This is a genomic window from Streptomyces sp. NPDC006259 (assembly GCF_042870975.1).
GTDB lineage: Bacteria > Actinomycetota > Actinomycetes > Streptomycetales > Streptomycetaceae > Streptomyces.
Genome location: NZ_JBIAHY010000010.1, coordinates 135,644 through 154,589, shown reverse-complemented (window position 1 = coordinate 154,589; position 18,946 = coordinate 135,644). Strand labels below are relative to the sequence as shown.

Here is an 18,946-nt window from a genome sequence, read left to right as displayed (position 1 = left end):
AGGTGCCTGCCGTGTGCACCCCTGTGATGCGGGCCCGCCCGGTGCGAGTCGGCCGGTTCTGAAGGCGACCGGGGGTCCGGCGGTCCTGAGGGCGACCGGAAACGCGTGCGGCCTGGTGCCGTTCTGGCGCCAGGCCTCATCGGTGCTGATCGAGCAGGGGCGGGGTGCCGCGGCTGCTCGCCGGGTGACGCCGGCTCGCTCAACGGTTGCGCGCGGCCGGGTGTGGGCGACGGGACGGGTCTTCGGGTGGACGCGTGCTCGTACGGTGGGGTCAGGCGTCGGGAATGTCCGCCTTGGCGCGGATCAGGGTCTCTCTGCTCACGACGACGATGCGTTCGTAGTCGGCGCGGGCGGCGTCCGCGGGGAGTTCACCGTCCAGCGCCTCGGTGGCCTCGGTGCCGATGACGGCGAAGTTCCCGTCACTCAGTTCGAACACATCCGGGCAGTTGGCTCCCGAGTTACTGCCTCGGGCGCTCGGAGGCACACCGATGCGGCGCACGATCTTCAAGAGGGTACCGGTCCTTCAACAGGTCTGGGCAGAGTGCAGAGCAAAAAGTACCGGGGTCCGTGGTGTTGTCGGGTCCGCATCGCTGAAAGTCACTCAGTGGTATTGCTGGTGCCGCCGAGTTGACCTGTTCGGCGGTGCGGACCGTGCTCACTCGGTCGGCGGATTGCCCACCACCCACCACTCGTCCGTGTCGGCCTCGTCGAGATCCTTCACGAGGCCATCCACCATGCGGCCGATCCTCGCCTCGTCGGACGACTGCTTCAGGGTCGCGCGCTGGCTCTGCGACGCCTCCCAGTACTCCCTGAACAGCGGGCTCTGGAAGAACTCGCGCAGATACGTGTACAGCTCCTCCCGGTCCACGCTTCCCGCGCGGTACAGGTGGAACAGGTGGGCGTACCAGGCGTTGGCGTACAGGAACTGGCGGCGCTTCTCCGCCGGGATGCTCTTGTCGTAGGTGTCGATCACCGCGGCGAGCGACGGGTCGTCGATCGCCCTGGCCAGCAGTTCCCAGTGCATGCGCTGCTGATGTGCCAGAGCCTTGCGCCGGAGCGCCAGCTCCTCCAGCTCCAGCCGGCGCTCGTCCAGGCGGGCGGTTGCGAGATACCGGTGCCGGGCCGCCAGCACCGCCGTACCGGCGGTGAGCAGCAGACCGAGTGTGGCGGATGCCAGCTTCCCCGCAGCGTGCTTTCGTGTGTCCATGTCAACCCCCGAATCAGGCGACCGTCAGCCGGTCGTCGGATGCGGGTCGGCTGACGGGGACCGGCGAGCGGTGGGCGGCGCTTGCCGTCTCCCAGGGTGCCGAGCGGCTCTGATCGGCGGGGGAGGCGGAGAGGAGGCGCACGGAGGGAAGTGAGGGTCGCACACCACGGCGCCTTGCCCAACGTCTGCCCCGCGAGCGCTGCTAACAATCGTTCACTTCGTGGTCATCGTCCCGGCTCGTATCCTGGCTGCGCATTCCATCCTCGACCGTGCGCCGGGCCGCGAGCCGGTGCACGCGTAGGTGTCAGAAAGGTCGCACGTTGACGCAGAGCCGCACTTCGCAGCAGATCCCGGTCGTCGTACTCGCCGGATTCCTGGGCTCCGGCAAGACGACACTGCTCAACCACCTCCTCCACCGCAGCGGAGGAAGCCGCATCGGCGCGATCGTGAACGACTTCGGCTCCATCGAGATCGACGCCATGGCCGTGGCGGGCGCGCTCGGCGACTCCACCGTCTCCCTCGGGAACGGCTGCCTGTGCTGTGCCGTCGACGCCGGTGAGCTGGACGTCTACCTGGAACGCCTCGCGCGCCCCGCCGCCGGCATCGACGTCATCGTCATCGAGGCCAGCGGGCTCGCCGAGCCGGGGGAACTCGTCCGGATGGTCCTCGCCAGCGAGCATCCGGGCATCGTCTACGGCGGGCTGGTCGAGGTCGTCGACGCCGCCGAGTTCGACGCGACCCGCGCCCGGCACCCGGAGATCGACCGGCATCTCGCCCTCGCCGACCTCGTCGTGGTCAACAAGCTCGACCGGACGGCCGACGCCGACCGCGTCCTCGGCCTCGTCCGCTCCCTCACCGACCGGGCCGCCGTCATAGGCGCCACCCACGGCCGTATCGACCCCGAGTTCCTCTTCGACTGCCGACCGGACGAGGAGCGCGTCGGGCAGCTCTCCTTCGACGACCTGCACCGGCAGGACGGCGACGACCGTACCGGGTCCGACGTACAGGACAGCCACGGCCCGGACGGCACCCACGAGGGCGGCAAGGGGCACGGCGAGCACGTCGGCCACCTGCACACCGACTACGACAGCCTGTCCTTCGTCTCCGAAGTCCCGCTCGACCCGCGCCGGTTGATGCCCTTCCTCGACAGCCGGCCCGAGGGGCTGTACCGCATCAAGGGGTACGTCGACTTCGGGCCGTACGACCCGGTCAACCGCTACGCCGTGCACGCCGTCGGGCGCTTTCTGCGCTTCTACCCGGAGCCCTGGGGCTCCGCCGAGGAGCACCGCACCCAGCTCGTCCTCATCGGCTCCGGCATCGAGGCGCCCGCCCTCGCCAGGGAACTGGAGGCCTGCCGGAACGACGCCCCGCACGCCGACGAGCGCGGCATGTGGGGCGTCCTCCGTTACGTCCAGGATCCCGAGGAGCAGACCTTCGAGGGAGCCGTTGAGGACGCCGTCGAGGAAGCCGTCGAGACGACCGCAGAGCAGGCCTAGATCGGGCCGGCGACCACCGACACCGGCTTGCCCAGTGACACACCCGAACCGTCCCGCCGCGGATCGATCTCCGGCAGGTCGACCGGTGTGCCGTTCTTCTGCGCGGCCCGCGCCGGGACGGGACCCGCCCACGCCAGGGACAGACAGTCCTCGCCCTTCAGGAACCGCTGGCAGCGCACGCCGCCGGTCGCGCGCCCCTTGCGCGGGTACTGGTCGAACGGGGTGAGCTTGGCGGTCGTCTGGACGGAGTCGTCCAGGGTGCCGCGCGAGCCCGCGACCGTGAAGACCACCGCGTCAGCCGCCGGGTCCACGGCCGCGAAGGAGATCACCTTCGCGCCGTCGGTGAGCTTGATGCCCGTCATACCCCCGGCCGGGCGGCCCTGCGGGCGGACCTGGGAGGCCTGGTAGCGCAGCAGCTGGGCGTCGTCCGTGATGAAGACCAGGTCCTCGTCGCCGGTGCGCAGTTCGACCGCGCCGACGATGCGGTCGCCCTCCTTGAGGGTGATGACCTCCAGCTCGTCCTTGTTGGTCGGATAGTCGGGCACCACCCGCTTGACGACGCCCTGCTCCGTGCCGAGCGCGATGCCGGGGGAGGACTCGTCGAGCGTGCTGAGGCAGACCACCGTCTCGTCGCCCTCCAGGGTCACGAACTCCACCAGCGGAGCGCCGCCCGAGAGGTTCGGTGCCGACGCCGTGTCCGGCAGCTGCGGCAGGTCGACGACGTTGATCCGCAGCAGTCGGCCCGCCGAGGTCACCGCGCCGATCTCCCCGCGCGCGGTGGCCGGCACCGCCGACACGATCACGTCGTGCTTGGTGCGGCGGGCGTCCGGGTCCTCCGCGAAGGGCTCGGCGTTCGCCGTGCGGGCCACCAGGCCCGTCGAGGAGAGCAGCACCCGGCACGGGTCGTCGGCGACCTGGAGCGGCACCGTGGAGGCCGGCGTGCCCGCCGACTCCATCAGGACGGTACGACGGTCGGTGCCGAACTTCTTCGCCACCACGGCCAGTTCGGCCGAGACCAGCTTGCGCAGTTCCGCGTCCGACTCGAGGATCCGGGTCAGCTCGGCGATCTCCTCGTTGAGCCTCTCCTTCTCCGCCTCCAGTTCGATCCGGTCGAACCTGGTCAGCCGGCGCAGCGGCGTGTCGAGGATGTACTGGGTCTGGATCTCCGACAGGGAGAAGCGCTCGATCAGGCGCTCCTTGGCCTGGGCGCTGTTGTCGCTGGAGCGGATCAGACGGATGACCTCGTCGATGTCGACGAGCGCCGTGAGCAGGCCCTCCACCAGGTGCAGACGGTCGCGGCGCTTGGTGCGGCGGAACTCGCTGCGCCGCCGGACGACCTCGAAGCGGTGGTCGAGATAGACCTCGAGCAGCTCTTTCAGGCCCAACGTGAGCGGCTGGCCGTCCACCAGCGCCACGTTGTTGATGCCGAAGGACTCCTCCATGGGCGTCAGCTTGTACAACTGCTCCAGGACGGCCTCGGGCACGAAGCCGTTCTTGATCTCGATGACCAGGCGCAGCCCGTGCGCGCGGTCGGTGAGGTCCTTGACGTCGGCGATGCCCTGGATCTTCTTCGACCCGACCAGGTCCTTGATCTTGGCGATGACCTTCTCGGGGCCGACCGCGAAGGGCAGTTCGGTGATGACGAGGCCCTTGCGGCGGGCCGTCACGGTCTCCACCGACACCGTGGCGCGGATCTTGAAGGTGCCGCGGCCCGTCTCGTAGGCGTCCCTGATCCCGGAGAGGCCGACGATCCGGCCGCCGGTGGGCAGGTCCGGGCCCGGGACGTGCTTCATCAGCGTGTCCAGATCCGCGTTGGGGAAGCGGATCAGGTGGCGGGCGGCCGAGACGACCTCTCCCAGGTTGTGCGGCGGCATGTTCGTGGCCATGCCCACGGCGATGCCCGAGGCGCCGTTGACCAGGAGGTTCGGGAAGGCGGCGGGAAGCGCCACCGGCTCCCGCTCCTGGCCGTCGTAGTTCGGGGAGAAGTCGACCGTGTCCTCGTCGATGGACTCGGTCATCAGGCTCGTCGCCGCGGCCTGACGGCACTCGGTGTACCGCATGGCGGCCGGCGGGTCGTCGTTGCCCAGCGAGCCGAAGTTGCCGTGGCCGTCGATCAGGGGCACGCGCATGGAGAACGGCTGCGCCATGCGCACCAGGGCGTCGTAGATCGACGCGTCGCCGTGCGGGTGCAGCTTGCCCATGACCTCGCCGACGACGCGCGCGCACTTCACGTATCCGCGGTCGGGGCGCAGGCCCATCTCGTTCATCTGGTAGACGATGCGGCGGTGGACGGGCTTGAGGCCGTCACGGGCGTCCGGCAGGGCGCGGGAGTAGATGACCGAGTACGCGTACTCGAGGAAGGAGCCCTGCATCTCGTCGACGACGTCGATGTCGAGGATGCGCTCCTCGTACGAGTCGTCGGGCGGCGGGGTCTTCGTGCTGCGGCGGGCCATCGCTGCCGGCTCCTCCTGTTTCCTGGTCGCTCGCCTGCGGGGCGCTCACGTCGGTGTCGGCGCGCGCCCTTCGGCTCACTCTTGCTGAGGCGTGTGACGGGATCTACGCGGACCATTGTGGACCGTGGCACTGACAGCGCGTCCCAGGGCCCGGGCGTCGGCGACCGGACCGGCCGGAGAGGCACCTCGTCCACGGCTGTCCGCAGGCTACGCGATCTCGCTCTCGGCGTACGCCGCCCGGGAACTTCGCCGCCGCTCCGCACGCTTGCATACAGTGGCAGGACCGGCAGGAAAATCGCGGTTTCGACGACCGCGTCCGCGATCGGAAGGACGTACATGCCCATGGGTCACACGGCCACAGCCCAGGCAGGTTCCGGGGGACTGACAGCGAGCGAGCACCGCCTGGCCAACGGCCTGCGCGTGGTGCTCTCCGAGGACCACCTGACCCCCGTCGCGGCGGTGTGTCTCTGGTACGACGTCGGGTCACGCCACGAAGTCAAGGGCCGTACCGGCCTTGCTCACCTCTTCGAGCACCTGATGTTCCAGGGCTCCGCCCAGGTCAAGGGCAACGGCCACTTCGAGCTGGTCCAGGGCGCGGGCGGCTCGCTCAACGGCACGACCAGCTTCGAGCGCACCAACTACTTCGAGACCATGCCCACCCACCAGCTGGAGCTCGCCCTCTGGCTGGAGGCGGACCGCATGGGCTCGCTGCTGGCCGCGCTGGACGACGAGTCGATGGAGAACCAGCGCGACGTCGTCAAGAACGAACGCCGTCAGCGCTACGACAACGTCCCCTACGGCACGGCGTTCGAGAAGCTGACCGCTCTGGCCTACCCCGAGGGTCACCCCTACCACCACACGCCGATCGGTTCGATGGCCGACCTGGACGCGGCGACGCTGGAGGACGCGCGCGCGTTCTTCCGCACCTACTACGCGCCCAACAACGCCGTCCTGTCGGTCGTCGGCGACATCGACCCGGAGCAGACGCTCGCCTGGATCGAGAAGTACTTCGGCTCCATCCCCGCCCATGACGGCAAGCCCCGGCCCCGTGACGGCTCCCTGCCCGACGTCATCGGCGAGCAACTGCGCGAGGTCGTCGAGGAGGAGGTCCCGGCGCGTGCCCTGATGGCCGCCTACCGCCTGCCGGAGGACGGCACACGCGCGTGCGACGCGGTCGACCTCGCGCTCACCGTGCTCGGCGGCGGCGAGTCCTCCCGCCTCTACAACCGCCTGGTCCGCCGCGACCGTACGGCCGTGGCGGCCGGTTTCGGCCTGCTGCGCCTGGCCGGCGCGCCGTCCCTCGGCTGGCTGGACGTCAAGACGTCCGGCGACGTCGAGGTGCCCGTCATCGAGACGGCCATCGACGAGGAGCTGGCCCGGTTCGCCGAGGAAGGCCCCACGGACGAGGAGATGGAGCGGGCCCAGGCCCAGTTGGAGCGCGAGTGGCTGGACCGTCTCGGCACCGTCGCCGGCCGTGCCGACGAACTGTGCCGGTACGCGGTGCTGTTCGGTGACCCGCAGCTCGCCCTGACCGCGGTCCAGCGAGTGCTGGACATCACCGCCGACGAGGTCAGGGAGGTCGCCAAGGCCCGTCTGCGCCCCGACAACCGAGCCGTGCTGGTCTACGAGCCCACCGAGCCCGCCGAGAACCCCGCCGACGAGGACGAGAACGAGGAGGCGGCCAAGTGACCGAGCTAGCCGCGATGGACTTCCACCCCCAGCCCCGCGCGGGCGAAGCCAGGCCCTGGGCCTTCCCCGCCCCCGCGCGCGGAACGCTCGACAACGGTCTGACCGTCCTGCACTGCCACCGCCCCGGACAGCAGGTCGTCGCCGTCGAGGTCATCCTCGACGCGCCCCTGGACGCCGAGCCGGCCGGCCTCGACGGGGTCTCCACGATCATGGCGCGGGCCTTCTCCGAGGGCACCGACAAGCACTCCGCCGAGGATTTCGCCGCCGAGCTGGAGCGTTGCGGCGCGACCCTCGACGCGCACGCCGACCACCCCGGCGTCCGCCTCAGCCTGGAGGTTCCGGTCTCCCGCCTGGCCAAGGCCCTCGGCCTCGTCGCGGACGCCCTGAGGGCGCCGGCGTTCGCCGACGGCGAGGTCGAGCGCCTCGTCCGCAACCGCCTGGACGAGATCCCGCACGAGCTGGCCAACCCCTCCCGGCGCGCGGCCAAGGAGCTGTCCAAGGAGCTGTTCCCGGCGACGGCGCGCATGTCGCGGCCGCGCCAGGGCACCGCGGAGACGGTCGAGAAGATCGACTCCGCCGCCGTACGCGCCTTCTACGAGAAGCACGTCCGTCCCGCCACGGCCACCGCCGTCGTCGTCGGCGACCTCACGGGAGTCGACCTCGACGCGCTCCTCGCCTCCACCCTGGGTGCCTGGACGGGATCCACGGCCGAGCCGCGGCCGGTGCCGCCGGTGACCGCCGACGACACCGGACGGGTCGTCATCGTGGACCGCCCCGGCGCCGTCCAGACACAGCTGCTGATCGGCCGCATCGGTGCCGACCGGCACGCGCGCGTATGGCCCGCCCAGGTGCTCGGCACCTACTGCCTCGGCGGCACCCTCACCTCCCGGCTGGACCGCGTGCTGCGCGAGGAGAAGGGCTACACCTACGGCGTGCGCGCCTTCGGCCAGGTCCTCAGGTCCGCGCCGGACGGTTCGGGCGCCGCGATGCTCGCCATCAGCGGTTCCATCGACACCCCCAACACCGGTCCCGCACTGGAGGACCTGTGGAAGGTGCTGCGCACTCTCGCCGAGGGGGGTCTGACCGACGCCGAACGCGACGTCGCCGTGCAGAACCTCGTCGGGGTGGCGCCCCTGAAGTACGAGACGGCGGCCGCTGTCGCCGGCACGCTCGCCGACCAGGTCGAGCAGCACCTGCCGGACGACTACCAGGCGACGCTGTACCAGCAGCTCGCCGCGACCGGCACCGTCGAGGCCACCGCGGCGGTCGTGAGCGCCTTCCCGGTGGACCGTCTGGTGACGGTCCTGGTCGGCGACGCGGCCGCGATCAAGGCGCCGGTCGAAGCCCTCGGCATCGGCGAGGTGAAGGTGGTCTCCGCGGAGTAGGTCGCGGAGCGGGCAGGCGCGGCGGGACCGTGAAGCGGAAACACGGAGCGGGACCGCCGAGCAGGAACGATCACCGAGCAGGAACGACGCGCGGTGGCGGCGCGGAGCGAGCGGCAACCGCGGCGCCACGCGCGCAGGAGCCCTGGTGGACGGATGTGTCACCAGGGCTCCCTGATGTCCGAATTGAGGGAGAGGCTGCCTGTCTGCCCTGTGGCATGCGCTACAAAAGCCGCGTTCTGTTTGGGGATTGAAGGCCGCCGCGTCTACTTTCGACCGGGCTGTTCGTCAGGCAGTGCGCCGCATCCGCGGCACCGGACAGTCATCGCCGAGTCCCCGCATGGCGCGAGCCAGGGGAGCCGGGGACCCAACTAGGCAGTCCCTGGGGTGAATCGGACGCCCGCGCACGTCGCGAGGGGGTCCGTAGGAGACCTTCCTGCTCCGAACCCGTCAGCTAACCCGGTAGGCGAGAGGGAAGGAAAGGACCGCTCAACTTCATGGCGTCCACTTGCGCCACCGGGAAGCACCGTCGTCCCAGCCGGATGAAGCGCACCACCGCCCGCGTGGCGGGTATCGCGGCGCTCACCACCACCGGCGTCATCGGCACCGTCGCCTCCAGCCCCGCCCTCGCCGCGGAGAGCCCCGTAGAGCAGACCGGCCTCATCCCGGTCGTCGCCGTCGGCGACACGGTCGCCGAGCGGATCGACGACCAGGCCGCCGCCCAGAAGCAGGCCGCCCTGGAGGAGGCCGCGCGCAAGGAGGCCGCCGCCCGGGCCGCGGCGAAGGTCAAGGCGGAGCGCGAGGCCAGGGTCCGCGCCGCCCGTGCGGCCGAGCGCGAGCGCCTCAACACCTTCGTCTCGCCGATCAGCGGCTCCTACGTCTCCACGGGCTACCGTTCCGGCGGCTCCCTGTGGTCCTCCGGCAGCCACACCGGCATCGACTTCCACGCCTCCACCGGCACCCCGGTGCACGCGGTGGGCCTCGGCACCGTCGTCGAGACCGGCTGGGGCGGCGCCTACGGCAACCAGGTCGTGATCCGGATGAACGACGGCACGTACACCCAGTACGGTCACCTCTCGTCCATCGGCGTCTCGGTGGGCCAGAAGGTCGCCCCCGGCCAGCAGATCGCCCTCTCCGGCGCCACCGGCAACGTCACCGGCCCGCATCTGCACTTCGAGGCCCGCACCAGCCCGGAGTACGGCTCGGACATCGATCCGGTCGCCTACCTCCGCACGCACGGCGTGCGCATCTGACGAGACGCGACACACCGTATCGCCCCGGCCCACACGGCCGGGGCTTTCGTCGTTTCAGGGACCGTGCTGTCCAAAAAATATCCATGGATTCCGGCCCGCCATCGGAAATTCCCGCTGATTGCAATAGAGTCACGGAACACACGTCAATCGTCGACGTTTCACGGGGATTAAGGCGGAGGTCGGTCATGCGTATTCCGGCGCACTCGGTGTGCACGGCCATCCGGGACGACATCGTCGCGGGTGTCTACGAGCGCGGCAGCCGCCTCACCGAAGAACTCCTCGCCCGCCGCTACGGCGTTTCGCGCGTCCCGGTCCGGGAGGCCCTGCGCACGCTGGAGGCGGAGGGCTTCGTCGTCACACGGCGGCACGCGGGCGCGTGCGTCGCCGAACCGACCGAGCCGGAGGCCGCCGACCTGCTGGAGATGCGCATGCTCCTGGAGCCGCTCGGCGCCGCCCGGGCCGCCCAGCGACGCACCGAGGCGCATCTCAAGGTGCTGCGCGGCCTCGTCCGACTGGGCCAGGAGCGTGCCAGGCGGGGCAACAGCGAGGATCTGCGCTCCCTGGGGGGCTGGTTCCACGAGACTCTCGCGCAGGCCTCCGGCAGCCACGCCCTGACCTCGACGCTCACCCAGCTGCGCCACAAGATCTCCTGGATGTACGCGGTTGACGCGCCGGCCAGTCCGGTGGAGTCCTGGGGGGAGCACGGTGCGATCGTGGACGCCGTGGCGCGCGGCGACGCGGAGCGCGCGCGGGCGGTCACGGCCCTGCACACCGAGCGCGCGACCTCCGCGCACCGACTGCGCTTTTCGGGCGGTGACCGCCAGGACCGTGTGAGGACTTCGCAACACGTCGTAAACATGTCCGGACTTCGGCATTAACACGAGGGCCGTATACAAAGAAGAGAATTCGGCGGAGAGGTATTTCCGCTGCCGTTTTTAGGCCGCCCCGCATTCCGGGTGGCGCGCTCGGGTGACGCACTCTTCCTCCGCCGTTCGCATGCCCCTCGCTCGCGCAGGCACCTTTCCCGACGGGTCCGGCAATTCCCCGCCCCGGAAACCGCGAAAGCCGCGTCACCAGGATCGGGTGACGCGGCTTTCGTACCTGCTGTGAGCGACAGCCGGCTCAGACGGTCTCGGGAAGCTCCTCGAGACCCTCGGCGACCAGCTTGGCCAGCCGGTCGAGAGCGGCGTCCGCACCCTCGGCCTCGGAGGCGAGGACGATCTCCTCGCCGCCCTGGGCGCCCAGGCCGAGGACGGCCAGCATGGAGGCCGCGTTGACGGGGTCCCCGCCCGCCTTGGCGATCGTCACCGGGACGCCTGCGGCCGTGGCGGCTCGGACGAAGATGGAGGCGGGGCGGGCGTGGAGGCCCTCGGCCCAGCCGACGTTGACGCGGCGCTCAGCCATGTGATGCTGCCCTTCACTGTTTCAGGTTGTCTAGACCAGTGTTCCACACGTGAAGCGTGTGAGGGACGGTCCGTGTGTCCCGTCCCGTGTGGTGGTCGGATCGCGGCCTCGATCCGACCTCCGTCCCACCACAGACTGCCTCGCGCCGTTGTCGTACGCGAGCCGTAGTCTGGGCCCCATGCAGAGCGCGTCGGACCGCCACGAGTATCCCGCCCACTGGGAAGCCGACGTGGTGCTGCGCGACGGCGGCACCGCGCGCGTCCGCCCCATCACCGTCGATGACGCCGAGCGCCTGGTCAGCTTCTACGAGCAGGTGTCGGACGAGTCGAAGTACTACCGCTTCTTCGCGCCCTACCCGCGACTGTCCGCGAAGGACGTCCACCGCTTCACGCACCACGACTTCGTGGACCGGGTGGGACTCGCGGCCACGGTGGGCGGCGAGTTCATCGCCACCGTACGCTACGACCGCATCGGCGCCGACGGCATGGCCGCCACCTCGCCCGCCGACGAGGCCGAGGTCGCCTTCCTCGTGCAGGACGCCCACCAGGGACGGGGCGTCGCCTCCGCCCTCCTCGAACACGTCGCGGCCGTCGCGCGCGAGCGCGGCATCCGGCGGTTCGCCGCCGAGGTGCTCCCCGCCAACAACAAGATGATCAAGGTGTTCACGGACGCCGGTTACACCCAGAAGCGCAGCTTCGAGGACGGCGTCGTCCGCCTGGAGTTCGACCTCGAACCCACCGAACGCTCCCTGGCCGTGCAACGCGCGCGGGAACAGCGCGCCGAGGCGCACTCCGTGCGACGGTTGCTGGCACCGGGATCGGTCGCCGTCATAGGCACCGGCCGCACCCCCGGCGGCGTGGGCCGCAGCGTCCTCGGGAACCTCCGGGACGCGGGCTTCACCGGGGACCTGTACGCCGTGAACAAGGCGTTCCCCGAGGACCTCGAAGAGTTCGACGGCGTGCCCGCCCACCGCTCGGTGCGTGACATCGACGGGCACGTCGACCTCGCGGTCGTGGCCGTCCCGGCCGAGCACGTGCCCGACGTCGTCACCGAGTGCGGCGAGCACGGCGTACAGGGACTCGTCGTCCTCGCCGCCGGGTACGCCGAGAGCGGCACCGACGGGCGCGAGCGCCAGCGCGAACTCGTCCGGCACGCGCGCGCGTACGGGATGCGGATCATCGGGCCCAACGCCTTCGGGGTCATCAACACCTCCCCCCGGGTACGGCTGAACGCGTCACTGGCCCCGCAGATGCCCCGGCCGGGCAGGATCGGCCTGTTCGCCCAGTCCGGCGCGATCGGCGTCGCCCTGCTGTCCCGGCTGCACCGGCGCGGCGGCGGCGTCACCGGAGTCACGGGTGTGTCGACGTTCGTCTCCTCCGGCAACCGCGCGGACGTGTCCGGCAACGACGTCCTCCAGTACTGGTACGACGACCCCGACACCGACGTCGCCCTCATGTACCTGGAGTCCATCGGCAATCCGCGCAAGTTCACCCGTCTCGCCCGCCGCACCGCGGCGGCCAAGCCGCTGGTGGTCGTCCAGGGCGCCGGCTCCGCCCCGCAGGGCCACGCCGTACGCGCCACCCGGCTGCCCCGTGCCACGGTGTCGGCCCTGCTGCGGCAGGCCGGGGTGATCCGCGTGGACACCATCACCGAACTGGTCGACGCTGGCCTGCTGCTGGCACGCCAGCCGCTGCCGGGCGGCCCGCGCGTGGCCATCCTCGGCAATTCCGAGTCGCTGGGGCTGCTGACGTACGACGCGTGCCTCTCCGAGGGCCTGCGCCCGCAGCCGCCGCTGGACCTCACCACCGAGGCGTCGGCCCAGGACTTCCACGCCGCCCTGGCGCACGCCCTGGCCGACGAGACGTGCGACGCGGTCGTGGTGACGGCGATCCCGGCGATCGGCGAAGCGTCCCCCGGCGACGCGGAGCTGGCGCAGGCGCTGCGCTCGGCCGCTGCCGCCGGACCCGCCAAGCCGGTGCTCGTGGTGCACGTGGAACTCGGCGGCCTCGCGGAGGCCCTGTCGGCCGCGACGAGCACGGCTCCACGCGCGCGTACGACCACGCCGGACACCGGAGCGGCCGACACGGGAGCGACGAGGGCCGGACCGTCCGCGGCCGGGAGGACGACGGCCGACACCACGTCGCCCCGCACGACCCCGACCGGCACGACCTCGCTCGGGTCGAGGCCCGGAACGTCCGCCGCGACGCCCCCGACCGGGAGGACGGCGACAGGCGCGACGGCGGCCGGCGTGACCGCGACCGGTGTGACCGCGGCAGCCGCGACGACGACCGGGCCGGCCGAACCCGGTCGGGCGGCGGCCGCCCGGACGCCAGGCGGCACGTCCCCCGCGCCGCCCGCGCATCGCCCGGAGGCCCGCGAGCCCGTCGATCGTGCGGAGGCGCTCAGGCTCGTCGATCGTGCGGAGGCCCGCGAGGGCGCCCACCTCATCCCCGCCTATCCCGCCGCGGAACGTGCGGTCCGCGCCCTGGCCGAGGCCGTGAAGTACGCGCAGTGGCGACGGGAGGCGGCCGACCCCGGCAGGGTGCCCGAGCACGAGGACATCGACGAGAAGGGCGCCGCCGCGCTGATCGACAGGCTCCTCGCGCGCGGACAGGGCCTCACCCTCGACACCGGCGAGACCTGTGAGCTGCTGGGCCGGTACGGGATCCCCGTCCGCCGGGCCATCCCGGCGCCCACCCCCGACGAGGCCGCGCGGGCCGCCGGCGCCCTGGGCTACCCGGTCGCCCTCAAGGCCACCGCACCCCACCTGCGCCACCGTGCCGACCTGGGCGGCGTCCGCCTCGACCTCGCCGACGAGGAGCAACTACGGCGGGCGTACGCCGAACTGACCGAGCTGTTCGGCGCCCCGCAGGAGCTGCGCCCGGTGGTCCAGCAGATGGCCCCGCGCGGGGTGGACACGGTGGTCCGGGCGGTCATCGACCCGGCGGCCGGAGCGGTGCTGTCGTTCGGGCTCGCCGGGGCCGCCTCGCAGTTGCTCGGTGACATGGCGCACCGCCTGGTTCCCGTCACCGACCGGGACGCCTCCTCCCTGCTCCGGTCGATCCGGACGGCCCCCCTCCTGTTCGGCTGGCGGGGTTCGACGCCCGTGGACACCCCCGCTCTGGAGGAGCTGCTGCTCAGGGTGTCCCGCCTGGTCGACGCCCACCCGGAGGTCGTCGCGGTGACGCTGGAGCCGGTCGTCGTCGCCCCGCAGGGCCTGAGCGTTCTCGGCGCCTCCGTCCGGCTGGCGCCCCCGCCCGCCCGCGACGACCTCGGTCCCCGGACGCTCCCCGCCTACTGAAGGGGGCGTGACCGGTCCCTCGCAGTCAGTGGGTCCCCGTAGGATGGAGGGCATGGCCAAGACCAGTACGACGACCCAGGGGCTGCGTGCGGCGATCGAGCGCAGCGGCTACTACCCGGCCCTCGTGGCCGAGGCGGTGGAGACCGCCGTGGGCGGCGAGCCCATCCGGTCGTACCTGGTCCACCAGGAGACCACGTTCGACCAGAACGAGGTGCGCCGGCATGTGACCGTGCTGGTCCTCACCGGCAACCGCTTCATCGTCAGCCACACCGATGAGCAGGCCGCCGACAGCACCTCGCCGACGCCGTACGCCACCACGTCCACCGAATCCGTGAAGCTCGGCCGGATCTCGTCGGTCGTGCTCAGCCGGGTGGTCGCCAACCCGGAGTCGTACACGCCGGGCAGTCTGCCGCGCGAGGTCGTGCTGACCATCGGCTGGGGCGCGGTCTCCCGCATCGACCTGGAGCCCGCCGCCTGCGGCGACCCCAACTGCGACGCCGACCACGGCTACACGGGCAGCTCGACGGCGGACGACCTCAGCCTGCGTGTCAGCGAGGCCGGGGACGGCCCGGAGACGGTACGCCAGACCCTGGCCTTCGCCCAGTCGCTCTCCGAGGCGACCGCGGATCTGACCGCGTAATGGCTCAGCCCGCCGTCTGGGACGACCCGGAACCCCTGGCCGTCTCCTCCGCGCCCGTCCCCGAGTACGGCTCCGGCTCCCTCGCCGACCTGCTGCCCACGCTGGCCGCCGGCATGGGTGTCCCGGGCACGACCGCGGCCATCCCGGAACTGACCCCGGCCGACCGCAACTGCGTCTTCCTGATCGACGGCCTCGGCTGGGAGCAGATCAGGACCCACCGCGACGAGGCGCCCTACCTGCACAGCCTGCTCGGCAGCTCGCGCGGCGGCACGGGACGCCCGCTCACCGCCGGATACCCGGCGACCACCGCGACGTCCCTCGCCTCCGTCGGCACCGGCCTCCCGCCGGGCGCGCACGGCCTGCCCGGCTACACGGTGCGCAATCCGGACACCGGCGAGCTGATGAACCAGCTGCGCTGGCAGCCCTGGACCTCGCCGCACGCCTGGCAGCCGTACCCCACGGTCTTCCAGCTGGCCGACGCGGCCGGCGTGCACGCCGCACAGGTGTCCGCGCCGCACTTCCAGAACACCCCGCTCACCAAGGTGGCCCTCAGCGGTGGCACGTTCCACGGGCGCCTCACCGGCGAGGAGCGCGTGGACTTCGCGGCCGAGCAGCTCGCCGCCGGCGACCGCTCCCTGGTCTACACGTACTACGCCGAACTCGACGGCGCCGGTCACCGCCACGGTGTCTCCTCCGACACCTGGCGCGGCCAGCTCATGTACGTCGACCGGCTCGTCCAGCGCCTCGCCGAACAGCTCCCGCCGCGCAGCGCGCTCTACGTCACCGCGGACCACGGCATGGTCGACGTGCCCTTCGACGAGGACCACCGCATCGACTTCGACGCGGACTGGGAGCTGCGCGCGGGGGTCGCCCTGCTGGGCGGCGAGGGCCGTGCCCGCCACGTCTACGCCGTACCGGGAGCCCAGGACGACGTCCTGACCTGCTGGCGCGAGGTGCTCGGCGAGCAGTTCTGGGTGGCCTCGCGGGACGAGGCGATCGCCGCGGGCTGGTTCGGCCCGCGCATCGACGAGCGGGTGTACGCCCGCCTCGGCGACGTGATCGCGGCCGCCCGGGACGACGTGCTGCTCATCGCCTCGGAGCGGGAGCCGAAGGAGTCGGCGATGGTCGGCAACCACGGCTCCATGACCCCGGCCGAGCAGTTCGTCCCGCTGCTCGAAGTACGCTCCTGACCCGTCGCCCCGTCCACGCCACCGAAACCCCGCCGAAAGGTGCTCGACTCCTCATGCCCGAGCTGGTGTTCTTCTCCGGAACCATGGACTGCGGGAAGTCCACGCTGGCTCTCCAGATAGAGCACAACCGCTCCGCGCGCGGGCTCCAGGGCATCATCTTCACCCGCGACGACCGCGCGGGCGAGGGCAAGCTCTCCTCCCGCCTCGGCCTGGTCACCGACGCGGTGGAGGTGGAGGACGGCCAGGACCTCTACGGCTACCTCGTCGACCACCTCTCGCAGGGCGGCCGCGCGGACTACGTGATCGCGGACGAGGCGCAGTTCCTCGCGGAGGAGCAGATCGACCAGCTCGCGCGCGTGGTCGACGATCTCGAGATCGACGTCTACGCCTTCGGCATCACGACCGACTTCCGCTCCAAGCTGTTCCCGGGCTCCCAGCGGCTCGTCGAGCTGGCCGACCGTGTGGAGGTCCTCCAGGTCGAGGCGCTGTGCTGGTGCGGCGCCCGTGCCACCCACAACGCCCGCACGGTCGGCGGAGTGATGGTCGTCGAGGGCGCTCAGGTCGTGATCGGCGACGTGGACCAGGCGGACACCGTCGGCTACGAGGTCCTGTGCCGACGCCACCACCGCCGCCGTATGACGGCCGCGTCGGCCCGCGCCGCGGTGCTGTCGCCGGACGTCCTGCCCGTGCAGCAGGCCTAGGGTCTCTCGTTCGGACCATGCCGGGCTCGCGGGGTCCGGCGCCGGACCCCGCTTCCTGATCCGCCTGATCCGAACGAAAGACCCTGGCAGGCCTCGGTCGGGCCGCGGCCGGACCTCGGTCGAGCCCGGAGCGGACGTCAGGCGGAACCGGACCAGGCCCGGCGCGGACGTAGCTCAGGCCTCAGGCAGGCCCTGGATCAGGGAGAAGCGTGCTCCCTCGGGATCGGCCACCGTCGCCACGCGCCCGTGCGCGCTGTCGTGCGCCGGTGCGAGGACCTGCCCGCCGAGGCCCCTGACCCGCGCGACAGCCTCGTCCGCGTCGCCCACCTCGAAGTACGTCATCCAGTGCGGTCCCCGGTCCCGGGGCAGCGCGGTCCCCAGCCCGCGGACTCCGGCGACCGGGCGTCCCGCGACGTGCAGGACGACGTGGTCGAGATCGTCGGACGCCACCGTTTCCCTGCGGTAGCCGAACACCGTCTCGTAGAACTTGGCGGCGCTCGCCGACTCGAAGGTCAGCAGTTCGTTCCAGGCGGGGGTGCCGTGCACGCCCGCGAGGTCCGTGCCGAGGCGGGCCGCGGCCTGCCAGATGCCGAAGACCGCGCCGGCCGGGTCGGATCCGATGGCCAGGCGTCCCGCGTCGGCGGCGTCCAGTGGACCGACCCCGATGGTGCCACCGCTCAGGCGGACCGTTTCGGCGGTGGTGTCCACGTCGTCGGAGGCGAGGTAGGGAGTCCAGGCCACGGGAAGGTGGCGGTCCGGGGGGAGTTGGCCGATGCCGGCCACCTCACGGCCGTCGAGCAGGGCACGTACGTAGGGTCCCAGCTGGTGCGGTCCCGGTTGGAACTCCCAACCGAACAGCTCACCGTAGAACTCCTGCGTGGCCGTCAACCCGTGCGCCATCAGGCTCACCCAGCAGGGTGTGCCGGGTGCGTACCGAGTGTGTGCTTCGCCGTTCAGGCCGGCCGGCCCACGTGCCTCGGGCATCGTCACTCTCTTCTCGACCACTCGCGGTGGCCGCGTCGCTTCCGCACTCCGGCCCCCGGGCCGATGCTCGCACCACTCACGGTGCCGAGCGCTCCGGGCGCGCCGCCGTACCGCGGCGGGCGCGCCGGGAGGGTGCCGGACATGCGGTTCTTCATCTGGTTTCGTGCGATTGCCGAAGGATGTCGATCGGCTGTACGGCCTGTGCCCGATCCCGTACGCGGAGTGATCGGACCTGTCCGGCCGAGCAGAGTAGCCGGACCTGGACGGCGGGGCCACCCCGTGCGCGAGGATGGACCCATGAACGCCATCATCTCCGCATCCGAACTCGCGGGCGCCCTGGCGGGGGAGAACCCGCCGGTCGTGCTCGACGTCCGCTGGCAGCTCAGCGTGGCGAAGGCGGCCGGCGAGCCACCGTTCGACGGCCGGGCCGCCCATGCGTCAGGGCACGTACCGGGCGCCGTGTACGTGGACCTGGACCGCGAACTGGCCGGGGCGTCCGGCGCGGGCGGCCGCCATCCGCTGCCCGACCTGGCGGACTTCGGCGCCGCCATGCGCCGGGCGGGCGTGTCGGCCTCCCGGCCGGTGGTCGTGTACGACGGCGGACAGGGCTGGGCGGCGGCCCGCGCGTGGTGGCTGCTGCGCTGGACGGGTCACCCGGATGTGCGGGTCCTCGACGGTGGGTTGACGGCGTGGCAGGGGGAGTTGTCGGTCGAGATCCCGGCGCCCCCGGAGGGGGACTTCGCGCCGCGGCCGGGGGCCGCGGGACTCCTCGACGCGGACGCCGCGGCTGCGCTGGCCCGCTCCGGCGTGCTGTTCGACGCGCGCGCGGGTGAGCGGTACCGGGGCGAGGTGGAGCCGATCGACCGGGTCGGCGGACACATTCCGGGCGCCGTCTCCGCGCCGACGACGGACAATGTCGGTCCGGACGGCCGCTTCCTGCCCGCCGAGGACCTGAGGGACCGTTTCACCGCACTGGGGGCGTCCGGCGGCAGCGAGGTCGGCGTGTACTGCGGCTCCGGCGTCTCCGGCGCCCATGAGGTGCTGGCGCTCGCGGTCGCGGGCATTCCGGCGGCCCTGTACGTCGGTTCGTGGTCGGAGTGGTCCTCGGACCCGTCCCGTCCGGTCGCGGTGGGCCCGGAACCCCGGTAACTCCGTCGCGCGGGAAACTAGGAAGAGGCCGCGCCGAACAGAGGCGGCCTCCTCCTACGTATGCATCCGTGTGCGAACCGACTGGTGCGAAGCGGCG

Annotated in this window: 15 protein-coding genes and 1 riboswitch; of the genes, 10 read left to right on the top strand and 5 right to left on the bottom strand. The window is 71.8% G+C overall.

All coding sequences use genetic code 11. From position 1 onward, the window contains the following. Positions 1-271: 271 nt before the first annotated feature. Positions 272-508 carry a hypothetical protein gene (locus ACFYO5_RS33785; protein WP_086772214.1) on the bottom strand — a complete coding sequence of 79 codons (237 nt, stop codon included), beginning with the start codon at positions 506-508 and terminating at the stop codon, positions 272-274. Between the two features lie 147 nt (positions 509-655). Next, positions 656-1,207: a DUF6082 family protein gene (locus tag ACFYO5_RS33780; RefSeq protein WP_388716265.1), complete on the bottom strand. Its 552-nt coding sequence runs from the start codon at positions 1,205-1,207 to the stop codon at positions 656-658. A gap of 320 nt (positions 1,208-1,527) precedes the next feature. Between ACFYO5_RS33780 and ACFYO5_RS33775 the strand changes: the two genes are divergently transcribed. Then, positions 1,528-2,703 carry a CobW family GTP-binding protein gene (locus ACFYO5_RS33775; RefSeq protein WP_388716262.1) on the top strand — a complete coding sequence of 392 codons (1,176 nt, stop codon included), beginning with the start codon at positions 1,528-1,530 and terminating at the stop codon, positions 2,701-2,703. Here the strand turns inward: ACFYO5_RS33775 and ACFYO5_RS33770 are convergent. Beyond that, the gene (locus tag ACFYO5_RS33770) at positions 2,700-5,156 is read right to left on the bottom strand and encodes a DNA topoisomerase (ATP-hydrolyzing) subunit A (RefSeq protein WP_388716259.1); all 2,457 of its coding nucleotides are present in this window, start codon (positions 5,154-5,156) and stop codon (positions 2,700-2,702) included. The genes ACFYO5_RS33775 and ACFYO5_RS33770 overlap by 4 nt on opposite strands. 336 nt (positions 5,157-5,492) lie before the next feature. On the opposite strand from ACFYO5_RS33770, the gene ACFYO5_RS33765 reads away from it, so the two are divergent. The 4 genes from ACFYO5_RS33765 to ACFYO5_RS33750 all read left to right on the top strand — a co-directional run bounded on the left by ACFYO5_RS33765 (position 5,493) and on the right by ACFYO5_RS33750 (position 10,358). Continuing rightward, entirely contained in the window at positions 5,493-6,845 is a 1,353-nt protein-coding gene (locus tag ACFYO5_RS33765) for a M16 family metallopeptidase (RefSeq protein WP_388716256.1), read from the top strand. After that, positions 6,842-8,230, top strand: a complete 1,389-nt coding sequence (locus tag ACFYO5_RS33760) for a M16 family metallopeptidase (protein ID WP_388716253.1) — start codon at positions 6,842-6,844, stop codon at positions 8,228-8,230. The genes ACFYO5_RS33765 and ACFYO5_RS33760 overlap by 4 nt, the downstream gene beginning before the upstream one ends. A 313-nt stretch (positions 8,231-8,543) precedes the next feature. After that, a riboswitch (cyclic di-AMP (ydaO/yuaA leader) is annotated at positions 8,544-8,711 on the top strand. A 13-nt stretch (positions 8,712-8,724) separates the two neighbouring features. After that, complete coding sequence (locus ACFYO5_RS33755) at positions 8,725-9,480, top strand: M23 family metallopeptidase (RefSeq protein WP_356566896.1); 756 nt, start codon at positions 8,725-8,727, stop codon at positions 9,478-9,480. Positions 9,481-9,665: 185 nt separating this feature from the next. Continuing rightward, positions 9,666-10,358, top strand: a complete 693-nt coding sequence (locus ACFYO5_RS33750; RefSeq protein WP_388716250.1) for a GntR family transcriptional regulator — start codon at positions 9,666-9,668, stop codon at positions 10,356-10,358. A 244-nt stretch (positions 10,359-10,602) separates the two neighbouring features. Here ACFYO5_RS33750 and ACFYO5_RS33745 read toward each other — a convergent pair whose 3' ends face one another. After that, complete coding sequence (locus ACFYO5_RS33745) at positions 10,603-10,884, bottom strand: HPr family phosphocarrier protein (protein ID WP_004982511.1); 282 nt, start codon at positions 10,882-10,884, stop codon at positions 10,603-10,605. Between the two features lie 178 nt (positions 10,885-11,062). On the opposite strand from ACFYO5_RS33745, the gene ACFYO5_RS33740 reads away from it, so the two are divergent. Genes ACFYO5_RS33740 through ACFYO5_RS33725 form a run of 4 tightly spaced genes read left to right on the top strand, consistent with a single transcriptional unit; the run spans position 11,063 to position 16,716 of the window. Next, entirely contained in the window at positions 11,063-14,185 is a 3,123-nt protein-coding gene (locus ACFYO5_RS33740) for a GNAT family N-acetyltransferase (protein WP_388716246.1), read from the top strand. A 43-nt stretch (positions 14,186-14,228) separates the two neighbouring features. Then, positions 14,229-14,825 (top strand): DUF5998 family protein, encoded by a 597-nt coding sequence (locus tag ACFYO5_RS33735; protein ID WP_356566977.1) that lies wholly within the window; start codon positions 14,229-14,231, stop codon positions 14,823-14,825. Further along, a complete protein-coding gene (locus ACFYO5_RS33730; protein ID WP_356566902.1) occupies positions 14,825-16,015 on the top strand; it encodes a nucleotide pyrophosphatase/phosphodiesterase family protein in 1,191 nt (396 codons plus the stop codon). Before ACFYO5_RS33735 ends, ACFYO5_RS33730 begins: the two co-directional genes overlap by 1 nt. A 53-nt stretch (positions 16,016-16,068) precedes the next feature. Continuing rightward, entirely contained in the window at positions 16,069-16,716 is a 648-nt protein-coding gene (locus tag ACFYO5_RS33725; protein ID WP_388716242.1) for a thymidine kinase, read from the top strand. A 174-nt stretch (positions 16,717-16,890) separates the two neighbouring features. Here ACFYO5_RS33725 and ACFYO5_RS33720 read toward each other — a convergent pair whose 3' ends face one another. Then, entirely contained in the window at positions 16,891-17,700 is an 810-nt protein-coding gene (locus tag ACFYO5_RS33720) for a VOC family protein (protein ID WP_388716239.1), read from the bottom strand. A gap of 297 nt (positions 17,701-17,997) precedes the next feature. On the opposite strand from ACFYO5_RS33720, the gene ACFYO5_RS33715 reads away from it, so the two are divergent. Then, complete coding sequence (locus ACFYO5_RS33715; RefSeq protein WP_388716236.1) at positions 17,998-18,849, top strand: sulfurtransferase; 852 nt, start codon at positions 17,998-18,000, stop codon at positions 18,847-18,849. Positions 18,850-18,946: the final 97 nt, after the last annotated feature.

What these genes read in the sequence shown, in the direction of transcription:
- ACFYO5_RS33780 (WP_388716265.1), bottom strand. Translation starts at nt 1,207, where the DNA reads ATGGACACACGAAAGCACGCTGCGGGGAAGCTGGCATCCGCCACACTC.
- ACFYO5_RS33770 (WP_388716259.1), bottom strand. Translation starts at nt 5,156, where the DNA reads ATGGCCCGCCGCAGCACGAAGACCCCGCCGCCCGACGACTCGTACGAG.
- ACFYO5_RS33765 (WP_388716256.1), top strand. Translation starts at nt 5,493, where the DNA reads ATGCCCATGGGTCACACGGCCACAGCCCAGGCAGGTTCCGGGGGACTG.
- ACFYO5_RS33755 (WP_356566896.1), top strand. Translation starts at nt 8,725, where the DNA reads ATGGCGTCCACTTGCGCCACCGGGAAGCACCGTCGTCCCAGCCGGATG.
- ACFYO5_RS33750 (WP_388716250.1), top strand. Translation starts at nt 9,666, where the DNA reads ATGCGTATTCCGGCGCACTCGGTGTGCACGGCCATCCGGGACGACATC.
- ACFYO5_RS33745 (WP_004982511.1), bottom strand. Translation starts at nt 10,884, where the DNA reads ATGGCTGAGCGCCGCGTCAACGTCGGCTGGGCCGAGGGCCTCCACGCC.
- ACFYO5_RS33740 (WP_388716246.1), top strand. Translation starts at nt 11,063, where the DNA reads ATGCAGAGCGCGTCGGACCGCCACGAGTATCCCGCCCACTGGGAAGCC.
- ACFYO5_RS33735 (WP_356566977.1), top strand. Translation starts at nt 14,229, where the DNA reads ATGGAGGGCATGGCCAAGACCAGTACGACGACCCAGGGGCTGCGTGCG.
- ACFYO5_RS33730 (WP_356566902.1), top strand. Translation starts at nt 14,825, where the DNA reads ATGGCTCAGCCCGCCGTCTGGGACGACCCGGAACCCCTGGCCGTCTCC.
- ACFYO5_RS33725 (WP_388716242.1), top strand. Translation starts at nt 16,069, where the DNA reads ATGCCCGAGCTGGTGTTCTTCTCCGGAACCATGGACTGCGGGAAGTCC.
- ACFYO5_RS33720 (WP_388716239.1), bottom strand. Translation starts at nt 17,700, where the DNA reads ATGCCCGAGGCACGTGGGCCGGCCGGCCTGAACGGCGAAGCACACACT.
- ACFYO5_RS33715 (WP_388716236.1), top strand. Translation starts at nt 17,998, where the DNA reads ATGAACGCCATCATCTCCGCATCCGAACTCGCGGGCGCCCTGGCGGGG.